This window comes from Streptomyces zaehneri (genome assembly GCF_032248645.1).
Classification (GTDB): Bacteria; Actinomycetota; Actinomycetes; order Streptomycetales; family Streptomycetaceae; genus Streptomyces; species Streptomyces coriariae.
On record NZ_JASTTJ010000024.1, the window covers coordinates 116,116 to 136,983 of the forward strand.

At 68.6% G+C, this 20,868-nt stretch carries 15 protein-coding genes and 4 pseudogenes; 9 read left to right on the top strand and 10 right to left on the bottom strand.

All coding sequences use genetic code 11. The features are described 5' to 3' along the window. The first annotated feature begins 66 nt into the window (after positions 1-66). Positions 67-930 carry an isocitrate lyase/PEP mutase family protein gene (locus tag QQM72_RS32375; RefSeq protein WP_314224388.1) on the top strand — a complete coding sequence of 288 codons (864 nt, stop codon included), beginning with the start codon at positions 67-69 and terminating at the stop codon, positions 928-930. Beyond that, on the top strand, positions 927-1,184 hold the full coding sequence (locus tag QQM72_RS32380) for a hypothetical protein (protein ID WP_314224389.1): 258 nt from the start codon (positions 927-929) through the stop codon (positions 1,182-1,184). Before QQM72_RS32375 ends, QQM72_RS32380 begins: the two co-directional genes overlap by 4 nt. A gap of 246 nt (positions 1,185-1,430) precedes the next feature. Here the strand turns inward: QQM72_RS32380 and QQM72_RS32385 are convergent, their stop codons facing one another. Further along, complete coding sequence (locus QQM72_RS32385) at positions 1,431-1,643, bottom strand: hypothetical protein (RefSeq protein ID WP_314224390.1); 213 nt, start codon at positions 1,641-1,643, stop codon at positions 1,431-1,433. A gap of 38 nt (positions 1,644-1,681) precedes the next feature. After that, positions 1,682-2,743, bottom strand: coding sequence for a LacI family DNA-binding transcriptional regulator (locus QQM72_RS32390; RefSeq protein ID WP_314224391.1), 1,062 nt, complete (start codon positions 2,741-2,743; stop codon positions 1,682-1,684). A 344-nt stretch (positions 2,744-3,087) separates the two neighbouring features. Between QQM72_RS32390 and QQM72_RS32395 the strand changes: the two are divergent. Both QQM72_RS32395 and QQM72_RS32400 read left to right on the top strand, forming a co-directional pair. Next, positions 3,088-3,387 (top strand): annotated as a pseudogene (locus QQM72_RS32395) (transposase); the annotation flags it as partial. Positions 3,388-3,395: 8 nt separating this feature from the next. Continuing rightward, positions 3,396-3,803: a VOC family protein gene (locus tag QQM72_RS32400; RefSeq protein ID WP_314224392.1), complete on the top strand. Its 408-nt coding sequence runs from the start codon at positions 3,396-3,398 to the stop codon at positions 3,801-3,803. Between the two features lie 31 nt (positions 3,804-3,834). Here the strand turns inward: QQM72_RS32400 and QQM72_RS32405 are convergent. Then, positions 3,835-4,433, bottom strand: a pseudogene (locus tag QQM72_RS32405) (ABC transporter substrate-binding protein); the annotation flags it as partial. 277 nt (positions 4,434-4,710) lie between these two features. Further along, positions 4,711-5,757 carry an IS701 family transposase gene (locus QQM72_RS32410; RefSeq protein WP_314224393.1) on the bottom strand — a complete coding sequence of 349 codons (1,047 nt, stop codon included), beginning with the start codon at positions 5,755-5,757 and terminating at the stop codon, positions 4,711-4,713. Positions 5,758-5,853: 96 nt separating this feature from the next. Between QQM72_RS32410 and QQM72_RS32415 the strand changes: the two genes are divergently transcribed. Next, the gene (locus tag QQM72_RS32415; protein WP_314224429.1) at positions 5,854-6,324 is read left to right on the top strand and encodes a hypothetical protein; all 471 of its coding nucleotides are present in this window, start codon (positions 5,854-5,856) and stop codon (positions 6,322-6,324) included. A 454-nt stretch (positions 6,325-6,778) separates the two neighbouring features. On the opposite strand, the gene QQM72_RS32420 is transcribed toward QQM72_RS32415, so the two are convergent. Together QQM72_RS32420 and QQM72_RS32425 are read right to left on the bottom strand one after the other, a co-directional pair. After that, positions 6,779-7,873: a LacI family DNA-binding transcriptional regulator gene (locus tag QQM72_RS32420; protein WP_314224394.1), complete on the bottom strand. Its 1,095-nt coding sequence runs from the start codon at positions 7,871-7,873 to the stop codon at positions 6,779-6,781. 209 nt (positions 7,874-8,082) lie between these two features. Then, positions 8,083-9,096 carry a hydroxyacid dehydrogenase gene (locus QQM72_RS32425; RefSeq protein ID WP_314224395.1) on the bottom strand — a complete coding sequence of 338 codons (1,014 nt, stop codon included), beginning with the start codon at positions 9,094-9,096 and terminating at the stop codon, positions 8,083-8,085. A gap of 552 nt (positions 9,097-9,648) precedes the next feature. Between QQM72_RS32425 and QQM72_RS32430 the strand changes: the two are divergent. The 3 genes and pseudogenes from QQM72_RS32430 to QQM72_RS32440 all read left to right on the top strand — a co-directional run. Beyond that, positions 9,649-10,462, top strand: a pseudogene (locus tag QQM72_RS32430) (Ig family protein); the annotation flags it as partial. Between the two features lie 48 nt (positions 10,463-10,510). Then, positions 10,511-11,454, top strand: a pseudogene (locus QQM72_RS32435) (alginate lyase family protein); the annotation flags it as partial. A gap of 95 nt (positions 11,455-11,549) precedes the next feature. Next, positions 11,550-13,232: a carboxylesterase/lipase family protein gene (locus QQM72_RS32440; RefSeq protein WP_314224397.1), complete on the top strand. Its 1,683-nt coding sequence runs from the start codon at positions 11,550-11,552 to the stop codon at positions 13,230-13,232. 161 nt (positions 13,233-13,393) lie between these two features. Here QQM72_RS32440 and QQM72_RS32445 read toward each other — a convergent pair whose 3' ends face one another. The 3 genes from QQM72_RS32445 to QQM72_RS32455 all read right to left on the bottom strand — a co-directional run bounded on the left by QQM72_RS32445 (position 13,394) and on the right by QQM72_RS32455 (position 17,218). Next, positions 13,394-13,870, bottom strand: coding sequence for a LacI family DNA-binding transcriptional regulator (locus tag QQM72_RS32445; RefSeq protein ID WP_314224398.1), 477 nt, complete (start codon positions 13,868-13,870; stop codon positions 13,394-13,396). Between the two features lie 67 nt (positions 13,871-13,937). After that, positions 13,938-14,879 carry a homocysteine S-methyltransferase gene (gene mmuM, locus QQM72_RS32450; RefSeq protein ID WP_314224399.1) on the bottom strand — a complete coding sequence of 314 codons (942 nt, stop codon included), beginning with the start codon at positions 14,877-14,879 and terminating at the stop codon, positions 13,938-13,940. Positions 14,880-15,013: 134 nt separating this feature from the next. Then, entirely contained in the window at positions 15,014-17,218 is a 2,205-nt protein-coding gene (locus tag QQM72_RS32455) for an autotransporter-associated beta strand repeat-containing protein (protein ID WP_314224400.1), read from the bottom strand. A 511-nt stretch (positions 17,219-17,729) separates the two neighbouring features. On the opposite strand from QQM72_RS32455, the gene QQM72_RS32465 reads away from it, so the two are divergent. Next, positions 17,730-19,142, top strand: coding sequence for an RICIN domain-containing protein (locus QQM72_RS32465; protein ID WP_314224401.1), 1,413 nt, complete (start codon positions 17,730-17,732; stop codon positions 19,140-19,142). Between the two features lie 6 nt (positions 19,143-19,148). Here QQM72_RS32465 and QQM72_RS32470 read toward each other — a convergent pair whose 3' ends face one another. Beyond that, on the bottom strand, positions 19,149-20,831 hold the full coding sequence (locus QQM72_RS32470) for a rhamnogalacturonan lyase B N-terminal domain-containing protein (protein ID WP_314224402.1): 1,683 nt from the start codon (positions 20,829-20,831) through the stop codon (positions 19,149-19,151). Positions 20,832-20,868: the final 37 nt, after the last annotated feature.

A 20,868-nucleotide genomic window follows, 5' to 3' on the forward strand; every position in this document is an offset into this window, starting at 1 on the left:
TTGTGTCGCAACGGCTTTCTTGCACCTGGTGTGTTGACCCCTCGACTCCATTGGAGGAGCCGGACGGTGACTTACGGGAACAAGTTGCGGGCGCGGATCGCCGACCCGGGAACGACCCCGCTGATCGGTGTGTACGACATGTACTCGGCGTCGATCGCGGCGGACCACTACGACGGGATGTTCGTCTCGGGCTTCGGCTTCGCGGCCTCGCACTACGGGCTGCCGGACATCGGTTTCATCGCCTGGCCGGACATGCTGGCGTTCGTCCAGCGGCTGCGGGGCGCGTTCCCGCAGCAGCATCTGCTGGTGGACATCGACGACGGGTACGTCGATCCGGAGGTCGCCTGTCATGTGGTGGAGGGCCTCGAGCGCATCGGGGCCTCGGGTGTGATCCTGGAGGACCAGAAGCGGCCACGCCGGTGCGGGCACGCCGACGGCAAGCAGGTACTGCCACTGAACGAGTACCTGACGAAACTGGAGATGGTGCTGGCCACCCGGCGCGACCTGGTCGTGGTGGCCCGCACGGACGCCACCGACGAGCACGACATCCTGCGGCGGGCCGCCACGCTGGCCGCCACCGACGCGGACGTGATCCTGGTCGACGGTGTCCGCACCGTGGAGTGGATCCGCCGGATCCGTGACGTGGTGGGGAACAAGCCGCTGCTGTTCAACCAGATCGCCGGCGGCAAGTCTCCCAGGCTCTCGCTGAGTGAACTGTCCGACCTGGGCGTGAACGTCGCCATCTACAGCACACCGTGTCTCTTCGCCGCGCACGCGGCGATGGACTCAGCGCTCGCCGAACTCAAGCGCGCCGACGGCAGGCTCCCCGAGGTGGACGCGGCGACCGGCATCGGCGTGCGGGCCTCGACCGAGCTGTTGGAGCGGAACATCGCGCGCCTGCGCACCGCGCCCGAGAGCGTGAACGCGTGAGTCCGGTCGCGCCCCGGCTCAGGACGGCGACGGTCCTGGCGGCCGCCCTGCTGGGCGCCGCCACGGCGCCGGCGGGCGCCGAAGGCAGCCTGATCACCGTGATCGACAATTCGCATGCCGACTCGATCCTCGAGGTCGACCGGGCGGCCAATGTCCAGCAGGGGAGCAGCGGTACCGCGGGCAGCGACCACGACGGAAGTGCTGTCGACGTCATGGAGGTGCTCGTCGGCGCGCCGGACCGGGGTGAGGACTGAGGCCCGGAGATCACCGGCCGGGAGTCACCGTGATGGTGGCGCCCGGTCTTCCGCTGCCTGTTACGACGATTTTCTCGGCCACCCGAGCGAGCGCTCCGCTGCCGGGCGAGGCACCTGACGGTGAAGAAACGCATCGCAGCGATGGCCACGGCGACGGTCGGGCCCCGGTCGCGGCCGCGACGCTCGGGACGTGCCGACGCCACGCGAGCGGCCCGGCCCGGGCGACCGGGGGTGCCGAACGGCGCGTCAGTCCTCGTCGAAGTCCGGGCGTCCGGCCTCGTCCAGCTCGACGTCTTCGGGCTCGTCGGCGGTCTCGTCACCGGGATCGCCGAGGGCGGCGTGAGCGGTGGCGTCCCGAGGGACGGCACCGGGAGTCGTGGCCTGGGCTGTCCCCATGACGGTGATGAGTACGGCGGACACAACGAGGAACAGGACTGTGGCGCGCGCGCTGAGGCTCATGCCCGGAAAACGATCAGTAACGCCGGCAGGTCACCGTTTCACGTCGTTGCCCGCCGGCGCGGTGGAGCCGTGCTCGCCCGCTCCACGAGCCGTGTCGACAACTCTGTCCGCGTTCCCTCCGGGTGCTCCCCGTCCATCATCCGCAGCAACAACCGCAACCCCGTTGCCGCCATCTCCGCCAGCGGCTGGCGCACGGTGGTGAGAGCGGGGGTGGCCCACCGGGATTCCGGCAAGTCGTCGAAACCGACCACACTGACGTCGCACGGGACGCTCAACCCCCTCTCTGCCAAGGCCAGATAGGCGCCGAGGGCCATGTGGTCGGAACAGACGAAGACGGCCGTCGGCGGTTCGGGCAGATCGAGCAGCTCATGCATGCGCCGGTGCGCGACGGACTCGTCGAACCCGCCGTTGCGCAGGTACTCGGGGCGGTAAGTGATCCCTGCCGACGCCAGGGCCGAGCGGTAACCGGCTACCCGGGCACTGCTGCACATCTTGCGGCGCGGGCCGGCGATCACGGCGATGCGTTCGTGGCCGAGCGCCAGCAGGTGCTCGGTCGCAGTCACCCCGCCCTGCCAGTTCGCCGCGCCCACCGACACCACCCCGGGCGGCGGTTCGACCACCGGGTCGATCAGCACGAACGGGGTGTGGTGCTGCTCCAGCCAGGCGTACTGAGAGCCCGTCAACTCCGTGAGGTTGAAAAGGACTCCAGCCGATCCGCGCACCGTCAGCTTGTCCAACCAGCCTCGCTGCGGGCGGCCGACGCGCGTGCGGGACAAGGCCGCGGAGACGACGACGTCCAGACCCGCGTCGTGTGCCGCCTCCTCCACGCCGTGCAGCACCGCGCCCGACCAGGAACTGTCCAGCGAGTGCACCACCAGGTCGATCAGCCGGGGCGGCTTCGTCGCGTCGAAGCGCGGCCTGCGCACGTAACCCAGCCGGTCCAGCGCTTCCGTCACCCGGCGCCTGGTCTCGGGAGCGACATCCTCCCTGCCGTTGACCACCTTGGACGCGGTCGGTACCGAGACCCCTGCCTCGCGGGCCACGACCGCCAGGGTCGGCCCAGCCGTCACGCTCGCGTTCGCACTTGCCGTGCGCACCATCGGGAACCACCTCTCCGGCCCGCCCGAAGGCCGGCGAAAGTTCGACCAGCGCCCTTTCGGAGCCGATTCGGAAACAGACAGCTCACAGAAAGCGCTTGCTATCCTAGGTGTGCCTCGGCGTGACGTGAAGACTCCGGAAAACGTGGGATCTTGAGCGCCGGAACTTTCGAAACCCCGGACACTCGGCGCGGCTTGAGGGGGCAGGCGCCCTGACGCGATCCGGGCGGCCTGATGCGGAGACGGGCGCCTGACGGGGGCGGGTGCGCCGAGTCGGCAGATGCGACAGGGCCGATGGCGGGGCTCCCGGGCGACCTGGTGTCGTCATGCCGGTATGCACGTCAGAGAAGATCGTCGACGACGAGGACGAGTTGCTGGTGTTCTACGACTTCCCCGCAGAACACTGGATCCACCTGCGGACCACGAACCCCATCGAATCGACCTTCGCGACCGCTCGCCTGCGGACCAAGGTCACCAAGGGTGCAGGCAGCCGTGCTGCCGCGCTCGCGATGGTGTTCAAGCTCGCCGAGTCCGCGCAGGCCCGCTGGCGGGCCGTGAACTCGCCCCATATCGTCTCCCTCGTCCGAGCAGGAGCCCACTTCGAACGCGGCCACCTCGTCGAGCGCCCTGAGGCGGTGGCCGGGTGAACCGGCCGATGCATGGAGCGTTGCACCACGTCGAGATCTGGGTGCCCGACCTCGACCGCGCACTCGCCTCGCTCGGCTGGCTGCTGGCGACGCTGGACTACACCATCTCCGAGAGTTGGGCCACCGGCCGCAGCTGGCTGCTCGGGCCGACCTACCTCGTCCTCGAACAGTCTCCGGCCCTCACCGCCGACCGACACGACCGCCATCGCCCCGGTCTGAACCACCTCGCGTTCCACGTCGAGGATGCCGCTGCTGTCGAGAAGCTGGCCGTCGAGGCCGCCCAGCACGGCTGGCGCCTGATGTTCCCCGAACGGCACCCGCACGCCGGCGGCGGACAGCACTACGCCGCCTACCTGGAGAACGACGACGGCTTCGAGGTCGAACTCGTCGCGATCAGCCCACCCGAACAAATGTGAGATCAACTGATCCACAGGTATCGACGATTACTTGTTGGTTGCCCGCGGGGGTCTTGGCCGCCCCGTCGGCGAAAGTGGGCCAAGGCGAGAGCGCCCACTTGCCGAAGGACTTGGTGAAGTTCTGTACCATGCCGGCCATCTGCCAGGTGGAGATCCGGCGGGTTGCGGTGCTGCGGTTGTCGTAGTTGCGTTGGACGGCCGCGTACCGGCGAAGGAAAGCGTGGAGTTGAGGTCGTTGTCGACGATCTCCTGGATCACCTTCGCTGCCTTGAGGGTGCCCGCCTCCTGGAAATTCACTTTCCAGGAGTTTTCGTCGATCGCGTACCAGTGGGCGCCGGCCTGCATGGCGAGCACCTCGAGGGTGCTGGGGTCCTCGCCGGCATAGTTGGTGATTTTGACGCCGTGCCCCTTCAGCACCTTCCCGACGGCTATGAAGTCGTCCCAGGTGGTGGGTGCCTTCAGGCCGTATTTGGCGAAGACGTCCGTGCGGTAGATGGTGAAGGCGGGCGCCGAATCGGTCGGCACACCGTAGACCTTGCCCTGCACCTGCCCGGCCGCCCTGGAACCGGCGTTGAACTTGTCCTTGCTCGGCTCGACGTACTTCGTGATGTCGGCGAGCGCACCTTGTGACGCCTAATACTCCAGCTGTAGATCGTGATCTTCATGCCTGGGATGCGGCTTGTCGCCGGTAATGGCTGGTCTGTGATCGTGCCTGGTGGCGGCGTCGCCATTCGGACCAGCCAAGCCGGTGTGCGAGGTCGTGGCGTGGCCAGGCGGCGAATGCGAGGAACAGGCGCTGGATCTCGTTGCAGGTCAGCGGGATCAGGTCGTGGGGTCCTGGTCGGTGTGCGTGTTCGTCGGCGCGAACGACGGCGAGGAAGGCGTGGGCGAGCATCGCGAGGGTGACTCAGCGGATCCAGGACGGGTAGCGGCGGACCTGGTGCTCATCGAGCCCGGCCAGTCCCTTCTCGGTCTGGAAGGTCTCCTCCACCCGCCACCTGGAGCCGGCCGTCCTGACCAAGGTGCTCAGCGGCACCGGTCGGGCGGAATGGCAGCGGTAGTAGGCGAGTTCGCCGGTGGCGCGGTTGCGCCGGATCAGCAGCTGACGGTGCCCCGGCGCCGCCTCGGCAAGGTCGATGACGGCCCAGTCGTAGAAGCGGTGGCCCTTCGCGCCGCGTCCGGCCGACAGCTTCTGCCAGGCGTGCTTGGGCAACTTCGCCGCCAGCGCATCGGCGCGAAACATTCCTGCCTTGGTGGCTACTTCGGCCGAGCAGGCCACCGCGAGCACATAGCCCAGGCGCGTTCCTCCAGGGCGGATCGCAGTTTCGGGTTGCCGCCGTAGACCTCGTCGCCGGTCACCCAGCCGACCCGGTGCCCGGCATCCAGGAACCGTTCGATCATCACGCGGGCCAGCTGGCTTGGTAGCGAAGACGGTGTTCTCGCCAAGCCCGGCCGTCCGGCAGCGACCGGGGTCGCACGTCCACGAACGCGGGACGTACAACTCCCGGTCGACCGCCGCGTGTCCACGCTCGCCCGCATAGACGAGATAGACGGCGACCTGAGAGTTCTCGATCCGGCCCGCGGTGCCGGTGTACTGGCGCTGGACGCCGACGGTGTGGGTGCCCTTCTTCACGTCGCCCGTCTCGTCCACGACCAGCACCGCGGCCTCGTCGTGGAGGTGCTCGACGACGTACTCGCGAACATCGTCCCGCACGGCATCGGCGTCCCAGGAGGCCCGGCACAGCAGATGCTGCATGCCGTACGGGGCCTTCTCCCCGGCCCACTCCGCGATCGTCCAGCAGTTCTTGCGCGGCAGGTCCGACAGCAGCCCCAGCACCAACCGCCCGGCCCGCAGCCTGGGTTCAACCCTGGCGAACCGGCCCGCAATCCGGCCCATGGCCACGTCGAACGCCGCCCGCCAACGGCCGGGATCTATGCTGTGGCCCGCGGCCACCGTCTCTTCGTAAGTCCACACAACTCACGATGATCAACGGTGGCCGCACCCGTCTGCGCACCCCTGAGGCCAGTCGCCTGACCAAGAAAGCAAATGATGATCGCCACCGTCCTTGCCGTCGTCGGGACGCTCCTCGGATCGGTTGTCACCGGTACCTTCCAACACCTGGCGGCCGGCCGCGCCGAGCGCGCAGCCGCCGCCGAGCAGTTGCGCCGCGACCGGCTCGACGCGGTGACCACACTCGCCTCCGCCGGCTCCGACCACCGTCGAGCCTTGTGGATGCGTGGGGAGGCTCGGCTGCGCGGCGTCAGCGACGTTGAGCTGGAAGAACTGCGAGCCAGGTCTCATGTCACACGCTCCGCCATCACCCGCCCCCTGGTTGCGCTGCGGCTCCTCGTGCCCGACCCGGCTGTCCACACCACCGCACAGGCGATGGTCGTCGCCACATACGACATGGTCGATGCCGCCACGAGCATCGAGGAGCTGACCGCAGCGCAGGACACCGCACGAGCCGCACACGACCGCTTCATCGACGCTGCCGCTGCATACTTCAGCGCCAACACCTGACAGTGCCCATACCCCGCCGCCTGGAATGACTTGCTCCATGCCGACGGCGAGCAGACATGAAGATCACGATCTACAGCTGGAGTACTAGGTACTGGCCGGGAACGGCGGCTGCAAGGCCGGACGGCGTCGGCGTAGCGGAAGTTGTGGAAACCGGTTGCTGCGGCGGTAGGACGATGGCTTCGGTCGCATCAAGGGGCGTGCAGGAAGATACTGCGCCGGTGCGACGCGGTAGAGCGTCGTTCCGCGTGACGGAGAGAGGCAGTGGAGACCTGCAGAGAAGCAGCTCAGGGGCGGTCCTCGGCGGTGTGCCGAGGTCTGGGGCGGAGCTCTCGGAGAGCCCCGCACACCACCGAAGACATGGGGTTAACCCTTACGGAAAATGATCGATGCGCCACGTCACATGGGCTGTATCGCCCCTGGGCTTCACGCACCACGTCTGTGAGGACGCTGCGGTTCAGCGTTGCCGCTTCGGCGGCCGCACCGAGTCCCGTACGACGACATGGGTGCCCAGGACCAGGTGCTCGGCGTCTCCGCTTTTGCGTCGGGTGCCGCCCCCGGGACCCTGCCGACGGTCGGCCACCGCGCGCAGGGCGACCCGGCCCATTTCCTCGTAAGGGACGTGCACCGTGGTCAGTTGGGGGGTGAGCTGGGACGCCAGGGGGATGTCGTCGTAACCCGTGATCGACACGTCGTCCGGCACCCGCAGACCTGCCCCGCGCAGCGCCTGCATGGCCCCCGCGGCGACGATGTCGGTGCCGGCGAGCACAGCGGTGAAGTCCGGAGTCTCGTGCAGGGCCGATTGCACCGCGGTGTACCCGTGCTCGTCGTCGTACGGGCCGTGCCGCACCAACCCCTGGTCGAACGGTACCCCGTAAGCCTCGAAGGCCCGGCGGGCGCCCTTCAACCTCCCCTGGGCGGTCGTGAGTTCAGCAGGGCCGGGGAGGACCAGGACCCGTCGGTGACCGGCCGAGAGCAGGTGGCTGGCCATGGCGTAGGCGCCGGACTCGTTGTCGTAGTCGATCGTCGTGGCCGGGACGTCCCCCTCCAGCGGTGGCCTGCCGACCAGGACCAGATGCGAGCCGGCCGCGTCCAGGGAACGGGCGAACCGGGCCATCCGCAGCTGGTACTCGTCGTAGTCGTAGGCGCCGCCGAGGAGAACCACGGCGTCGGCACCCTGTTGGCGCATCAGGTTGACGAGGGCGAGTTCGCGTTCGGGGTCGTCGCCTGTGGTGCCGACGATCGACAGCCAGCCGCGCAGGGCGGCCGCACCCTCGACGCCCTTCGCCACGTGGGCGAACGCGGCGCCGGTGATGTTGTTGATCAGTATCGCCACCGTCGGAGTACCGCCCCCGGCCAGCGAGCGCGCGTGCGCGTTGGTGACGTAGTCCAGGTCGCGGACGACCTTCATCACGCGGCGCCGCAGTTCCTCGGAGACCGGGTAGTTGCCCGACAACACGCGGGAAACGCTTGCTACGGACACACCCGCGCGTTCCGCCACATCCCGTATGGTCGCCCGGCCGGCGTCACCCGTCGTCCTGCGCTGACTCACGTTGCGGCTCCTTCACTGTTCGTGGGCGCCGACGAGGTGTCATGGAGGCCACGGTCGCGGCCGCTGCCGTGGCCTGATCAGCACTGCAGGGGCCAGGCCCCCCGTCGGTGCGGGAACCGTATCCCAAGGGTCCGCCGGGTGGATCGGCCTGTGGATAACCCCGGCCATCGCCGTGGCCGGAGGCGTCGACAACGGGCCGGACCCGCTCATCACGCCATCCGGGCCAGGTCGGCGTGGCGTACTTCGTGGGCGAGGGGCAGCCCGTCGGCCAGTCGTTCCAGCTCCTCGACGACGATGCGGCCGAGCCTTTCCAGCTCGTTTCCGAGGGAGCCGGCGATATGGGGGGTGAGAAACACGTTGGGCAACCGATAGAGAGGAGAGTCCGCGGGCAGCGGTTCGGGTTCGGTGACATCCAGGACCGCATGCAGTCGACCGGAGACCAGCTCGTCGGTGAGGGCGCAGTGGTCGATGAGGGCGCCTCGAGAGGTGTTGATCAGCACTCCACCGTCACGGATCAAGGCGATGCGGGCGCGGTCGAGCATGTGGCGGGTCTCGGGGATGTCGGGCGCATGCAGGCTGACGATGTCGCTGTGTCGCAGAAGATCTTCCAGAGACAGCAGCTGTGCGCCGAGTTCGACGGCCTCCGCCGCGTCCACGTACGGATCGTGCAGGAGGACGTCGAAGTCGTAAGGGCGCAGAAGTTCCAGGAGGCGGCGCCCCACACGCGAGGCGCCGATGATTCCGATCCGGCGGCCGAGGTTGCCGGTGGTCGCGGTCTCGGCGGGGGTCGGCTGGGCGTGGGTGCGCCGGAATCGCTCACGGTGGACGAAAACGTCCTTTCCGGTGAGCAGGATCATCGCGAGTGTGTACTCGGCGACCGGGACGGCGTTGCCGGTCACCGCGCTGGAGACGGTCACCCCTCGGCTCCACACGGCCTCTCCGACCAGGGAGCGCACCGAACCAGCAGCGTGCAGGACCGTACGGAGCCGAGGTGTCGCATCGAGGACCTCCGGATCGAGGCGGGGACACCCCCAGCCGGTGATCAGGATCTCGGCGTCGGCCAGCGCCGACGCCGCGGCGGGATCGGTGAAATCGCATACGACAAGCGTCGGGTCGATCTCGGCCGACTGCCGCAGCCGGGTCACGAGCGGCGGGGGAAACAGCAGGGGAAGGTGCACCGGATCCATGGCGAACACGGCCCTGGGCAGCTGGGCGCTGGGCATGACCCTCCTGAGGTGCGTGGGAAACATTTTCTGAAAGCGTCTTCTACCGTAGATCTGGCGCAGAGGCGTGGTCAATCAGTCGCGCGATCACCTGGGTGGAAACCTTTCGCTCGGCCACCCACCAAATTGCCCTTTCAGAGCGGTTGTTGAGGTGGTGATGAGGACCGGCCTCGTCGGACGGGAGGGCAGGTGAGATCTGTTTCCCGACCGGTGAGTTACGCGGGGCGCGAGGGGCGCGAGGGGCAAGAGGGGCGTGAGTGCCGTGTCGGTCTCCGTGCGGAAGACGGTTGGATCGACAGCCGGTTGTCACGGCCTCGTCGAAGGCTGCGCACTGGGGCCGATCGCGGCAGCCGCATGTGCCGGGCGGCTTTTGCGTGCCTTCCTCAGGGCGGTCCCTTTGATCTGTGCAGTTCAAGGGGCTGAGGCCCGCAGTCGGCGTGCCAACGGTCCGCGTGCAGATTCGTAGTTGGGCCGGGCACAGAGTTTTCGAAAGTCTGTGAGGGCCCTTGACGGGCTACCGGGAGCGGAAGAGGCTCTGGCCACTCGGTTATAGCAACCGGTTCCTACCCTGTTACTGCGACAGCTCGCACGCGCATCCGCTACACCGACGCGAGCGGCACCGCCGGGACGACGTACCACTACGTCGTTTCCAAAACCAACTCCTCCGGACAGGGACCGCGTTCGAGGCCGAGCAGGGCTGTCGCGCCGGCCCTCTCCGTCACCTCCGCCACGGCGATACGCGTCGAAGCCAAGCCTCTTCCATCCCCCTTGGACGTACGGCGATCTCGGTGATGTGGTTCTCGAACGGCGGGACTACGGAACTCTCGGCGCCGTGGCCGTCCTCACGCCCGGCGACACCGTGTACGACACCGGGACCTTCGTCGTACGCGGACCGGGTGTCGACCTCAACGTCAACTCGCAGGGGACGAAGGGGCAGTTCGTCCGGCGCACTATGTCCGGGGACGGCGAGATCACCGCGCGCCTGCTCTCCCGCGAGGGGGCGGCCCTCGACCGGGTCGGTCTGCTGATGGCCAAATCCCTGTCGCCGTTCGATCAAGCTGCCGGTCTGATCGTCACCGGCGGCACGACCGCGCAGCTCATGCTGCGCCCCGCGGTGGCCGGTCCCTCCGCATTCTCCGGCTCGGTCGACGTCCGACTCCCTCTCCTCTTGCGGCTGAAACGCACGGGAACCACGTTCACCGCCTCCATCTCTGTCGACGACGGTGTCACCTGGACCGCCCTCGCCGAGGGCTCGATCCCCGCCCTCGGTGATGCCCCCTACCACGTGGGCCTGGTGCTCTGCTCCCGCAGCCCGCTCGCCCTCGGCGCAGCACGGTTCGGCGAGGTGATCGCCACCTCGGCATAGCCAAACCCGGGATCCGCCAGGGATCCGTCACGACGGGAGCCGCACCCCATGAGCCGCACATCCCCCCACCACCACGACAACCGTCATGTGAGCCGCCGAGGACTGCTGAAGTCCACCGCCGGTCTCACCGCCGCACTGGCCCTGGGTGCGAGCGTCATCGACGGCACGACGGCACGACGGCACGACGGCACGACGGTGGTCGCGGCGCCGACCGCCTTCACCCACCCCGGCATGCTGCACAACGCCGGGGACATCATTCGCGCGAAGGTCAGGGTCGCCGCAGGCACCGAACCCTGGCTGTCCGGCTGGAACAGACTGGCCGCCAACTCCCATTCCCAGTCGGGCTGGACGCCCGGGGCGACAGCGACGGTCGTCCGCGGCGGCACTGGGCCAACTGGGACCTCTGCAACACCGCCTCCGTCCTGGCGATCGGCATCCTCAACGAGGACTCGGCCAAGTACGACCAAGCAGTCGCCTATGCCAAGTCCGGTGCCGGAAACGGTTCCGTCGCGCACGCCGTTCCCTACCTGTACACCGACGCGGACGGCTACGGCCTCGGTCAGTGGCAGGAATCAGGACGGGACCAGGGGCAGACCGTGATGGGCATGGGACAGATGGGTGCGATCTGCGGGATGGCCTGGAACCAGGGTGACGACCTCTACTCCTACGACAGCAAGCGGTTCCTGAAAGCCGCCCAGTACGTCGCCACATACGACCTCGGCAACGAGATGCCGTTCAGCGCCTACACCTGGGGCAGCGGGCAGAACTGTGCGCAGAACTCTCAGACCGCCATCTCCGCCGCCTCGCGCGGGCAGGTCCGTCCGGTGTGGGCGCTGCGCCATTACCACTACAACAGGCGCCTTTCCCTGGACGACAGGTACGTCTCCCAGATGTGCTTCTCAGTCCCCGCCCCCGAGGGCGGCGGCGGGGACTACGGGTCCACCAGCGGCGGCTACGACCAGCTCGGCTTCGGCACCCTGATGTACGCCAAACAGCCCTGCCGCAGGCTCGCGCACCGGAATATTGCGCGCTGTTGTGGTGCTCTGGTCATACCGGTGCGCGAGCGCGGCGAAGGGCTGGTGAGCAGATGGCAGCAGACCAGACGGACCCACGTGCCGAGGCCCAGGCGGACCCCGCCCACGATCCCGTCGTCATGACCCCCTACGGGGCCGTACGCGGGAGGTACGAGAACGGTATCGCCGCTTTCCGAGGGATCCCGTACGCGGCACCCCCCTTCGGGGCCCGCCGGTTCCGGCCGCCGGTGCCGCCCGAGCCGTGGGACGGGGTACGCGACGCGGGCGCCTTCGGCGCGACACCGCCGAAACCGCCGTACTCCGAGGCCTTCGCCCAGTATCTGTCCGACCCCGTCGTGGCGGGCGACGACTGTCTCAACCTCAACGTCTGGACCCCTGAGCCCGGCCCCGCAGCCCGGCTTCCCGTCCTCGTCTGGCTGCACGGTGGCGCCCTGACCAGGGGATCCTCGGCAGTGCCGGTGTACGACGGACGGAACTTCGCACGCGATGGAATCGTTTTCGTCTCGATCAACTACAGGCTGGGGGTGGAGGGCTACGGACTGTTCCCGGACGCCCCCGCCAATTCCGGCCTGCGTGATCAGCTTGCCGCGCTGGAATGGGTGCATCGTTCGATCACGGCCTTCGGCGGTGACCCCGACAGGGTCACCCTGGCGGGACAGTCCGCCGGAGCCATCAGCACAGGAGCCCTGATCGCGGCCCCCCAGGCACAGGGCCTGTTCCGGCGGGCGGTCCTCCAGAGCGGACCGCCGGAGGCCTTCGAACGGGACAAGGTCCGGCGCATGGTCCGCCGTATGGCGACCCGCCTGAAGGTCCCCGCCACCGCCGAGGCCTTCGCCGCCGTCGACCGGGAACTGCTGTTGCGTACCCAGGCGGAGGTCGGCAGGCTCAGCAGCCCTGTCCTGGGCGGGCCCGCCTTCGGCATCGTCGTCGACGGCGACCTCGTGCCGCGCGACCCCCTGCAGGCACTCGTGGACGCAGACGCGGCCCCCGGCGTCGACCTGCTCCTGGGCTGGACTCGCGACGAGTACCGGCTGTGGCTGGTCCCGGGCGGTCTGGTCGAGCGCGTCGACCGGCTGGGGCCCGTCGCCCTCGCCGGCGCCATGGCCCGCTGTCACTGCGGCCACGAGGTGCCGCGCGGCTACCGCGTCCTGCACCCCGAGGCCGGCACCGCCGAGATCGTCGGCCAGATGGTCACCGACAACCTGCTGCGCGGACCCCTGCAACGGCTGGCCGAGGCCCGCTCCGGGGCGTCGTATGTGTACGAGTTCGCCTGGCCCTCACGGAAGCCCGGCCTCGGCGCCTGCCATGCCCTCGAGCTCGGCTTCGTCTTCGACACCGGCGATACGGCCGAGTCCGCGAAACTCGCCGGGGGCGGCGCGCCGCAGGAACTCGCCGACGCGATGCACGGGGCGTGGACACGGTTCGTGGCTACGGGCGACCCCGGCTGGGAGGCCTGGGGACCGGCACATCCCGTGCGGATCTTCGGCTACGCGGACCGCGGGCGGTACGAGGAACGTGGCATTCCGTACGAGGTCGACGGTATGTCGTATACCGCATACGGTCTGCGGGATCGCGAGCTGGCCCTGTGGACCGCGGAGTCAGCGACCGCTCCGCCAGGAGACCCCGTCGACGAGACGGCGGCGCCCGACCCTCTGTTCGGCAGGACCCTGCGCGGCCCGGAGCTCAGGTCCGCGGTGCGCCGACTGCGCCGGGCCGGGGGAATGAGGGGACGCTGACCGCTGGGCTGCTTCGGCCCTCGGAAGTCGGTACGCGTCGCGATTCCCCTGCTGCCTCGGTAACCGAGTCACCCTGCCAGTGCCAGTGCCAGTGCCAGTGCCAGTGCCAGTGCCAGCCGCTGTGTCAGGGGCGTGCAGGGCGGCGCGGCAGGCCCACCAGGTCACCCGCCGTCACCTCGTAGCCGAGGATCTCCTCGCGGCGCCGGCGACCGAGTCCCGTACCACGACATGACCCGCGCCCGATGGGCATCTGTGTAACCGCTTTCCCGTCCCAGCGCCGTGGTGCGGTCCGGCTTGTCCCCGAGGAAGCGCACCCGTCGGTGGCCCTGTGCGAGAACGTGCGCGGCCAGGGCGAAGGCGCCGCTCACGTTGTCGTACTCGACGATGGTCACGGGCGTCCCCGGGCCCAATGGCGGCGGTCCGCACGGGACGAGCCGTGAGCCGACGGAGGCGAGCGAGTCAGCGATACGGCGGGTCCGCCGGCCGTATCCCGGTGTGCCGGCGGTTCCGCCCACCAGATTGGCGGCGGCGGCTCGCTTGGCCCGCATCGTTTCCACGAAGTCCGGCTCGTGCCGTACACCGCCCTCCGTGCCGCACACCAGGAACGGATGCCCGAGCCGTTGCGCTTCGCAGTCCATGGCGAAATCCGGCTGCAAACGCTTTCCCCGAGCGGAGGCCAGCAGCGGTGGGCGGGAGGCCAGAGATCTATGTGGAGGTCAGTGTCCGAGCGATGGATGCGACCGCCTCCGGACCGACCCTGCAGCAGCCGCCGATCAGACGCGCCCCCGACTCCCGCCACCCCAGGACCTGTTCGGCGGTGAACGTGGATCGGCCGTTCCAGGCGCGGGCTTCCGCGTCCCACACCTCGCCGCTGTTGGGATAGACCACGACCGGCTTGCCCGTCACCCGAGCCGCGGTCGTCACAGCGGCTTCGACGTCTTCCGGGGCGCAGCAGTTCACCCCGACCGCGATCACCTCGTCCGTGTCGGCGGCCAGGGCGAACGCCTCGTCCAACGGCTGCCCCGCACGCGTACGGTCACCGGCGATCGAGTACGACAGCCAGGCCGCGACGCCGAGCCCGCGCACCGCGCGCAGCAGTGCCTCGGCCTCATCGGCGTCGGGAACCGTTTCCAGCGCCAGCACATCGGGCGCCGCGGCGGCCAGGACCTCCAGCCGGGGACGGTGGAAACGCTCCAGGTCCGCGATGCTCAGCCCGTATCGGCCCCGGTACTCGGAGCCGTCCGCGAGCATCGCTCCGTACGGCCCCACCGAAGCAGCCACCCACAGCGGGTGGGCGAGGCCCTTGTTCCGGGCCTGCCGGGCCGCCTCCTGGGCCAGTTCCACGCTCAGCGCCAGCAGCCGAGCGGCCTCGTCGTGGTCGATGCCGCGCTTGGCGAAGCCCTCGAACGTGGCCTGGTAGCTGGAGGTGATCGCCACGTTCGCGCCCGCCTCGAAGTAGGCGAGGTGCGCTTGGGTGATCGCCTCGGGCTGCTCGGCGAGCAGCCGTGCCGACCAGAGTTCGTCACTCAGGTCGTGCCCGGCGGACTCCAGCTGGTTGGACATACCGCCGTCAAGGACGACGGCTCCGGCGGCGAGAGCCGTGGTGAGGGAGGTCTCGGCGAGGGGAGCAGGGATGTCGCTGGTCATGTCACGACGCTAGTCGACCGGACGACGGACGGTCGGACCCGTCCGGTGAATGAACAGGGTGATCACGGTAGGGGATACGAGAGGGCGGCCAGGCCCTCGTTCACTTCTTCCAAGCCCGGGTGACACGCTCCGGCTCATCGCCCGTGCGCCGAGTGCCGTCCACCACGGCGGCGGCTGCCGACCCGCGTGCGCTTGGTCGCGGGGACCAGCAGCCCGCCGAACAACCCGGCTGCCAGCACGTACGGCCACCAGCCGAACGCGCCGCTCTCGGCCGCGCTCGCACTGCGCGTCCTGGCTGTCACGGACCCCGACGAGGTCTGCCCGTGCGCGCTTGCCGATGGGCTCACGGCTGTCGCCGTGAGGACGACGTCGTTGCCGTCCCCGCCCTTGTAACTGATCCGGTAAACGGTGTCTGCGAGCTTCACCTCGGCTCCCTCGCGCAGCTGGTCGAAGGCGCCGGTGGTGGGGGTGTCCCCGGTGTGGTTCAGCACGGTGATCTCCCCGGCCGCCGTGCTTCCGGCTGCGGGGGAAACGTTGCCGGAAGCGCTGTCAGTTCCGGTCGAGGCGGAGGATGTGCCGTGAGCGGTACCGGCCGCGGGTGTCGTGGTGGCCGTCCCTGCCGCGGACAGGTCGAGTCCACCGCTCAGGGTGACCTTGCCGCCCACCTTCAGGGGCTTGTCCGCGAGGACCAGTCGTCCCTTGTCGTTCTGCGTGTAGGCGCCGGTCACGGTCAGCCCGCCCGTGACCACGCCCTCGTTCGTCACGGCGCCTTTCACGGTGCCCTTTCCGCTGAGTGCGCTCGTCACCCGCAGTGCCGAGACGCCGGTGTCCAGCCGCGCTCCCGCCGATGTCAGCCGGACCGCCCTGCTGTTGGCGAGAGTCGCCCCGTCCCTGAGCGCGAGGGTTCCCTGCTCGACCGTCGTCGTCCCGGTGTACGTCACCGCGGCGCCCGTGAGGGTCGTCGTGGCGTCTCCGGACTGGACGAGCGAGCCGCTGCCGCCGAGCCGGGAGAGGGAGATCGCGCTCTTCGCGTTGTGCACGACGAGGGTGCCGTCGTTCACGATCCGGCGCCGGTCGGTGCCGAGGAGCAGGGAGCCGTCTCCCTGTGCCGACCCCAGGCGCAGGACCGCCCCCTCTCGCACGGTCGTCGAACCGTCGTAGTACTGCGCGGCCGCGAAGGTGACGTCGTTGCCCTCGGTCCCGGCGATGACCACGTCACCGGCGCCGGGCACGGCCAGGGTGTCGTGGTACTTGCCGCCGCCGATCGGCGCACCCAAGGTGACCGGCCCGTTGTAGTCGAAGGTCAGCAGGGACCGTCGTCCGCCGGCCTCGTGCAGGTTGATGTAAACGGTGTCCTTTGTTCCCGGCATGAAGATCTTGTGCGTGGTGCCGTCGCCCCACTGCACCTCGGCGCCCTCGATGTTGGTGCCCCGCTTGTTCAACTGGTGCGCGAGGGACCGCCAGTTGATGTCCGGGTCGCTGAGCGACGGATGGGCGTCGCCGCCCTGGTCGCTGTAGCTGTACTGGCCGGTGAGGACGACCTTGCTGCCGGGTCTTGAGTGGACGTTGACGTCGCTGCCGTACTCCCGCTGATAGAAGTCCTGCCGCAGCGTGATCGTCTGGTGGAGCGGGGTGTCGATGATCCAGGAGCCCTGGTTGAGGATCGCCCGGGTGTTGGGGAGCGACACCGGGTACTCGGGGCGGCCGACGGCCATTCCGGTGCCGTTGTCGATGACCCCGGAGAACGGGTGGGTGCCCGCCAGGTCGAGGGTGCCCCACATGCCGCGGGGCTGGGTGACGAGGCCGGAGCCGCTGATCGTGCCGATGTTGAACGTGCGGGTCAGCGAGAGCCGGAGCGTGCCGTCGACGCGGACGTTGAGCTGATTGAGCCGGTAGCCGGGAGTGTCGTAGGGGAAGTGCCCGATCAGCCCTGTGCCCCCGCCCGTGCCGTACTGGAGGGTCGTCCCGCGTTCCACTGTGATCGCGGGTGGGTCGGGGTTGCCGACCGTGGTGTAGGGATGGTTTCCGCCCTGGGTGCGTACCACCTGCCGCCGGCGCGCCCTTGGCAGCGTGAAGTCGCTGTCCTTGCTCAGCACCAGCGTTCCGCCGCCGCGCACGGTAAGTGTTCCCCGGCCGCGGAAAACGCCGTCGTAGGTCGTCGTCCCGGAGGGCACGGTGACCACGGTGTCGCCCCCGAGCGTCACGTCCCGGTTCGCGAGAACGTCGGCGGTGACGTCCCGGGCGTCGGCGGCCACGGCCGGGGGAGCGGTGGCCGTGAGGGCGGCGACGGTCGCGAGGGCACTGACGACCGCTGCTGAGGTGTGGAGAGGGCTGCGCACGGATCGGAGACGCGTCGGCGCGACACCGATAACAGAAATTTGCCTCCCCGGGTTCCGCCGGGGGATCGGCCCACCCGGAAAGCAACCTTCCCACCGGAAACTTCCGGAAAGGGCTTTCCATCAAGTCCCGTCAGACCCGTTGACCTGCCCGTAACACGCCCTTACCTTTTCGGCGTTCGTCATTCCACATGTCGTTCGGAGTTCCGAACGTCCCTCTCTCGAGAGGCAGCCGCTTGCGCCCCGATCCGCTCGTCTTCCGCCGTGCCGCCCCCCAGGCGCAGCCCCACTCCTCCCGCGAGGACCGGAGCGCGGCGAGTCCTCGCTCCTCCATGGGTGATCCATGCACCTGACAGTTCGTCAAATGTACTTGCCAGTGGGGCACTTCGATTCGCAAGCGCTCCGTTGAGCGACCCCGGCCGACACACCCGGATCCAGGCATTCGGCCCGCACCCGGACGGCACCACCGACTTCGGCGTCTCCGTCGCCGACACCGTGAAGGAGAGTGCGTGAGATGAGACGTGCGTACACGACCCTGCTCGCCCTGTGTCTCGTGCTGATGGGCGCTCTTGCGACCGCGGGATCCGCCCAGGCGGCGACCGTGACGATCGCCAACGGCACTCAGTTCACCGACAGTTCCGGCAGTCCCGTACACGCCCATGGCGGCGGAGTGCTCAAAGTCGGCTCCTACTACTACTGGTTCGGCGAGAACCGCAACGCCGACAACACCTTCCGGTACGTGGACGCCTACCGATCCACGGACCTGAAGAACTGGGAGTTCCGTAATCACGTCCTGACCCAGTCCAGCGACTCCGAGTTGGCCAGCGCCAACATCGAACGCCCGAAGGTCATGTACAACGCGTCCACCGGCAAGTTCGTGATGTGGATGCACAAGGAGAACGGAGCCGACTACAGCGAGGCCCGGGCGGCGGTCGCCGTGTCGGACACCGTAGACGGAAACTACACCTGGCAGGGCAGCTTCCGTCCGCTCGACCAGCACATGTCCCGTGACATCACGGTCTTCGTGGACAGCGACGGCGCCGGGTACATGATCTCGGCCGCACGCGAGAACTACGACCTCCAGATCTACCGGCTCACCGCCGACTACACCGGTATCGCAAGTCTGGTCGCCGACCCCTGGCACGGCGGCCACCGCGAGGCGCCGGCGCTGTTCAAGCGGGGCGGCGTCTACTTCATGCTCACCTCGGGCGCGACCGGATGGAGCCCCAACCAGCAGCAGTACGCCACGGCGACCTCGCTCGCCGGTCCCTGGTCGGCCATGACGAACGTCGGTGACTCGACGGCGTACGGCTCGCAGACCGCGTACGTGCTGCCCGTCCAGGGCGCTTCGGGGACCTCGTACCTCTACCTCGGCGACCGCTGGGGCAACTCCTTCGGCGGGACCGTCAACGACTCCCGTTACGTCTGGTTGCCGCTGACCTTCCCCACGACCACCTCGCTGTCGATGTCCTGGTCACCCGAGGTCACCGTCGACACGGCGGCCGGCACGGTTACCGGAACGAGTGCCACGTACAACACGCTCATTGCCCGGCACAGCGGCAAGTGCGCGGATGTCACGAGTCAGTCCCTCTGGGCGGGTGCCCAGATCAAGCAGTACGACTGCAACGGCGGTAGCAACCAGAAGTACTGGTTCAAGTCCGTCGGAAGCGGTTACTACCAGTTGGTCGTCAGAAACAGTTCTCTGTGCGTGCAGGAGAACGCGAGCTCCGTCAGTCAGGAGAACTGCGACGCGGCAGCCACCGGTCAGCAGTGGTCGCTGACGACTTCCGGCAGCTATGTCAACGTCAAGTCCCGTGCGAGCGGCGAGTGCCTGGACGTGAACGGCGCGTCCACCGCCAACTCCGCAGCCCTCATCACCTACACGTGCAACGGAGGGACCAACCAGCAGTGGACGCGCGGAACCTGATCTACGTCAGGCGAGGAGATCGACCGCGTCGATCGACGTGCCCGCACTGAGGTAGGAGGTCGTCCCCGAACCGCTCACCACGTTGATCTTCAGCACGTTGTACTGGCTGGTGTCCGTGAGCCATGCACTCGCCGGAACGCTGTAGGTGAACGTGTAGTTGTTGCCCCGGTAGGACCCGTTGGTCAGTGACCGGGTGCTCGGCTGTGTGGGTGGGGAGGGGATGGCCGAGGTCCAGGTGTCGTTGACGACGACCTGCGGCCGGCCGTTGGCGTAGGCCGTCGTCACGCCGATGCGCAGGGTGTGCGCGGCGGCGGCCTGGGCCGCGGTGAGCTTGAAGTACACGAGCAGACCGCTGTTGACATCCTTCCAGATGTAGCAGGGGAACGCCGAGGTCTCACTGCCGCTGCCGATCACCACATTCCCCGTCCAGGCGGCGGCCCGGACGTCCGACGGGTGCGCGTACGTCATCAGGTCGGCGTTCTTGAAGCCGCTCGGCGTGCCGGTCCAGTCGTTGATCCGCCAGATCGCGCTCGCGTTGCCCGGATCGTTCGAGGACGGGATCGCGATCGAGTTGAGCGTGGTCGTCCCGCCTGCGGATACGGTCACCTGCGTACTGTATACAGCCAGTTCGCTCTTGTGGACCGTCAGTGTGTACGTCCCAGGGAGCACCCCGGTGATCGAGAAGTAGCCGTCGGACGACCGTGCGGAACCCCAGTACTGCGCGGCCGAGTTGGCCAGCCCGACCGTGTACGGGTACGCCGTGTTGCGTCCCGTGATGCCGACTCCCGCGACCCGGCCCCGGCCGCTCGCCGCGACGTAGCCGGAGATGCCGAGCGAATCCGCCCACGAGGTGGTCAGGGTGCCCGGAAACAGTGACGAGGAGGGGGCGCCGCCGTCGGTGAAGGCGATGACGTAGGGGCCCTGGAGGCCGAAGCGCTGCTCCTCGGTCTGGTTCTGGCCGTAGTACAGGATCTCGTAGAGGCCGCCGCCGTCGGCGCTCTGGTGGCGCAGGAGGGAGCGGTAGAAGGGGCCGCCCGAGGCCTTCTCGTGGTTGCTGCGCACGATCCAGAGACCGACGCTGCCGGTCGTCCAGCCGATGTAGTTGTAGTCGATGACGCGCAGCTTGGAGTAGTGCTTGGAGCGGGTCTGGCCGTCGGACTTCGCGAAGACGTCGGAGGCCTCGATCGTGCTGGTCGTGTATGTGTAGGAGTCGGGCTCGTCGTTGAGGAACAGGCCCGCCTTGACGCGCACGATGTAACGGGTTGCCGAAACGGATGTGTCGGCTTTGTTGGTCCACAGGTAGACGTTGTTCTCGCCGCTTCGGGCCGCGTAGTAGTGCTTCAGCGTGCCGTGCGTGACCGAGATCAGGATCGTCGAGCCGGACTGTGTGATCGTCACGGTGGAACTTCCGAGGCCCGACTCGATGTGCGAGTTCATGCCGCCGTAGCCCTGGTACTCGGTTCCCCTGTAGGCCAGCGAGGTCAGATCGCCGGTGGATTTGCTGACCTTGAAGACCAGGTTGGCGCCGGTGTCGACGACGTAGTTCGAGCCGTCGTCGGTGTAGCCGAAGGCTGCTGCTGCGGCCGGTGCGGCGAGCGGTCCGGCAAGGGCGGCCGAACCTGCTGTGGCGGCGGCGCCGAGGACGAAGGTGCGGCGTCGGATCGGCCGGTGGTTCTCGGATCCGGACATGGGGGTGCCTCCTTCGGGAGGTGTGGGGGTGCGGGTG

Excerpts from the sequence above, each read along its gene's own strand:
- QQM72_RS32465 (WP_314224401.1), top strand. The coding sequence starts at position 17,730 with ATGAGACGTGCGTACACGACCCTGCTCGCCCTGTGTCTCGTGCTGATG.
- QQM72_RS32390 (WP_314224391.1), bottom strand. The coding sequence starts at position 2,743 with ATGGTGCGCACGGCAAGTGCGAACGCGAGCGTGACGGCTGGGCCGACC.
- QQM72_RS32385 (WP_314224390.1), bottom strand. The coding sequence starts at position 1,643 with ATGAGCCTCAGCGCGCGCGCCACAGTCCTGTTCCTCGTTGTGTCCGCC.
- QQM72_RS32470 (WP_314224402.1), bottom strand. The coding sequence starts at position 20,831 with ATGTCCGGATCCGAGAACCACCGGCCGATCCGACGCCGCACCTTCGTC.
- QQM72_RS32415 (WP_314224429.1), top strand. The coding sequence starts at position 5,854 with ATGATCGCCACCGTCCTTGCCGTCGTCGGGACGCTCCTCGGATCGGTT.
- QQM72_RS32425 (WP_314224395.1), bottom strand. The coding sequence starts at position 9,096 with ATGCCCAGCGCCCAGCTGCCCAGGGCCGTGTTCGCCATGGATCCGGTG.
- QQM72_RS32445 (WP_314224398.1), bottom strand. The coding sequence starts at position 13,870 with ATGGACTGCGAAGCGCAACGGCTCGGGCATCCGTTCCTGGTGTGCGGC.
- QQM72_RS32400 (WP_314224392.1), top strand. The coding sequence starts at position 3,396 with ATGCATGGAGCGTTGCACCACGTCGAGATCTGGGTGCCCGACCTCGAC.
- QQM72_RS32440 (WP_314224397.1), top strand. The coding sequence starts at position 11,550 with ATGGCAGCAGACCAGACGGACCCACGTGCCGAGGCCCAGGCGGACCCC.
- mmuM (WP_314224399.1), bottom strand. The coding sequence starts at position 14,879 with ATGACCAGCGACATCCCTGCTCCCCTCGCCGAGACCTCCCTCACCACG.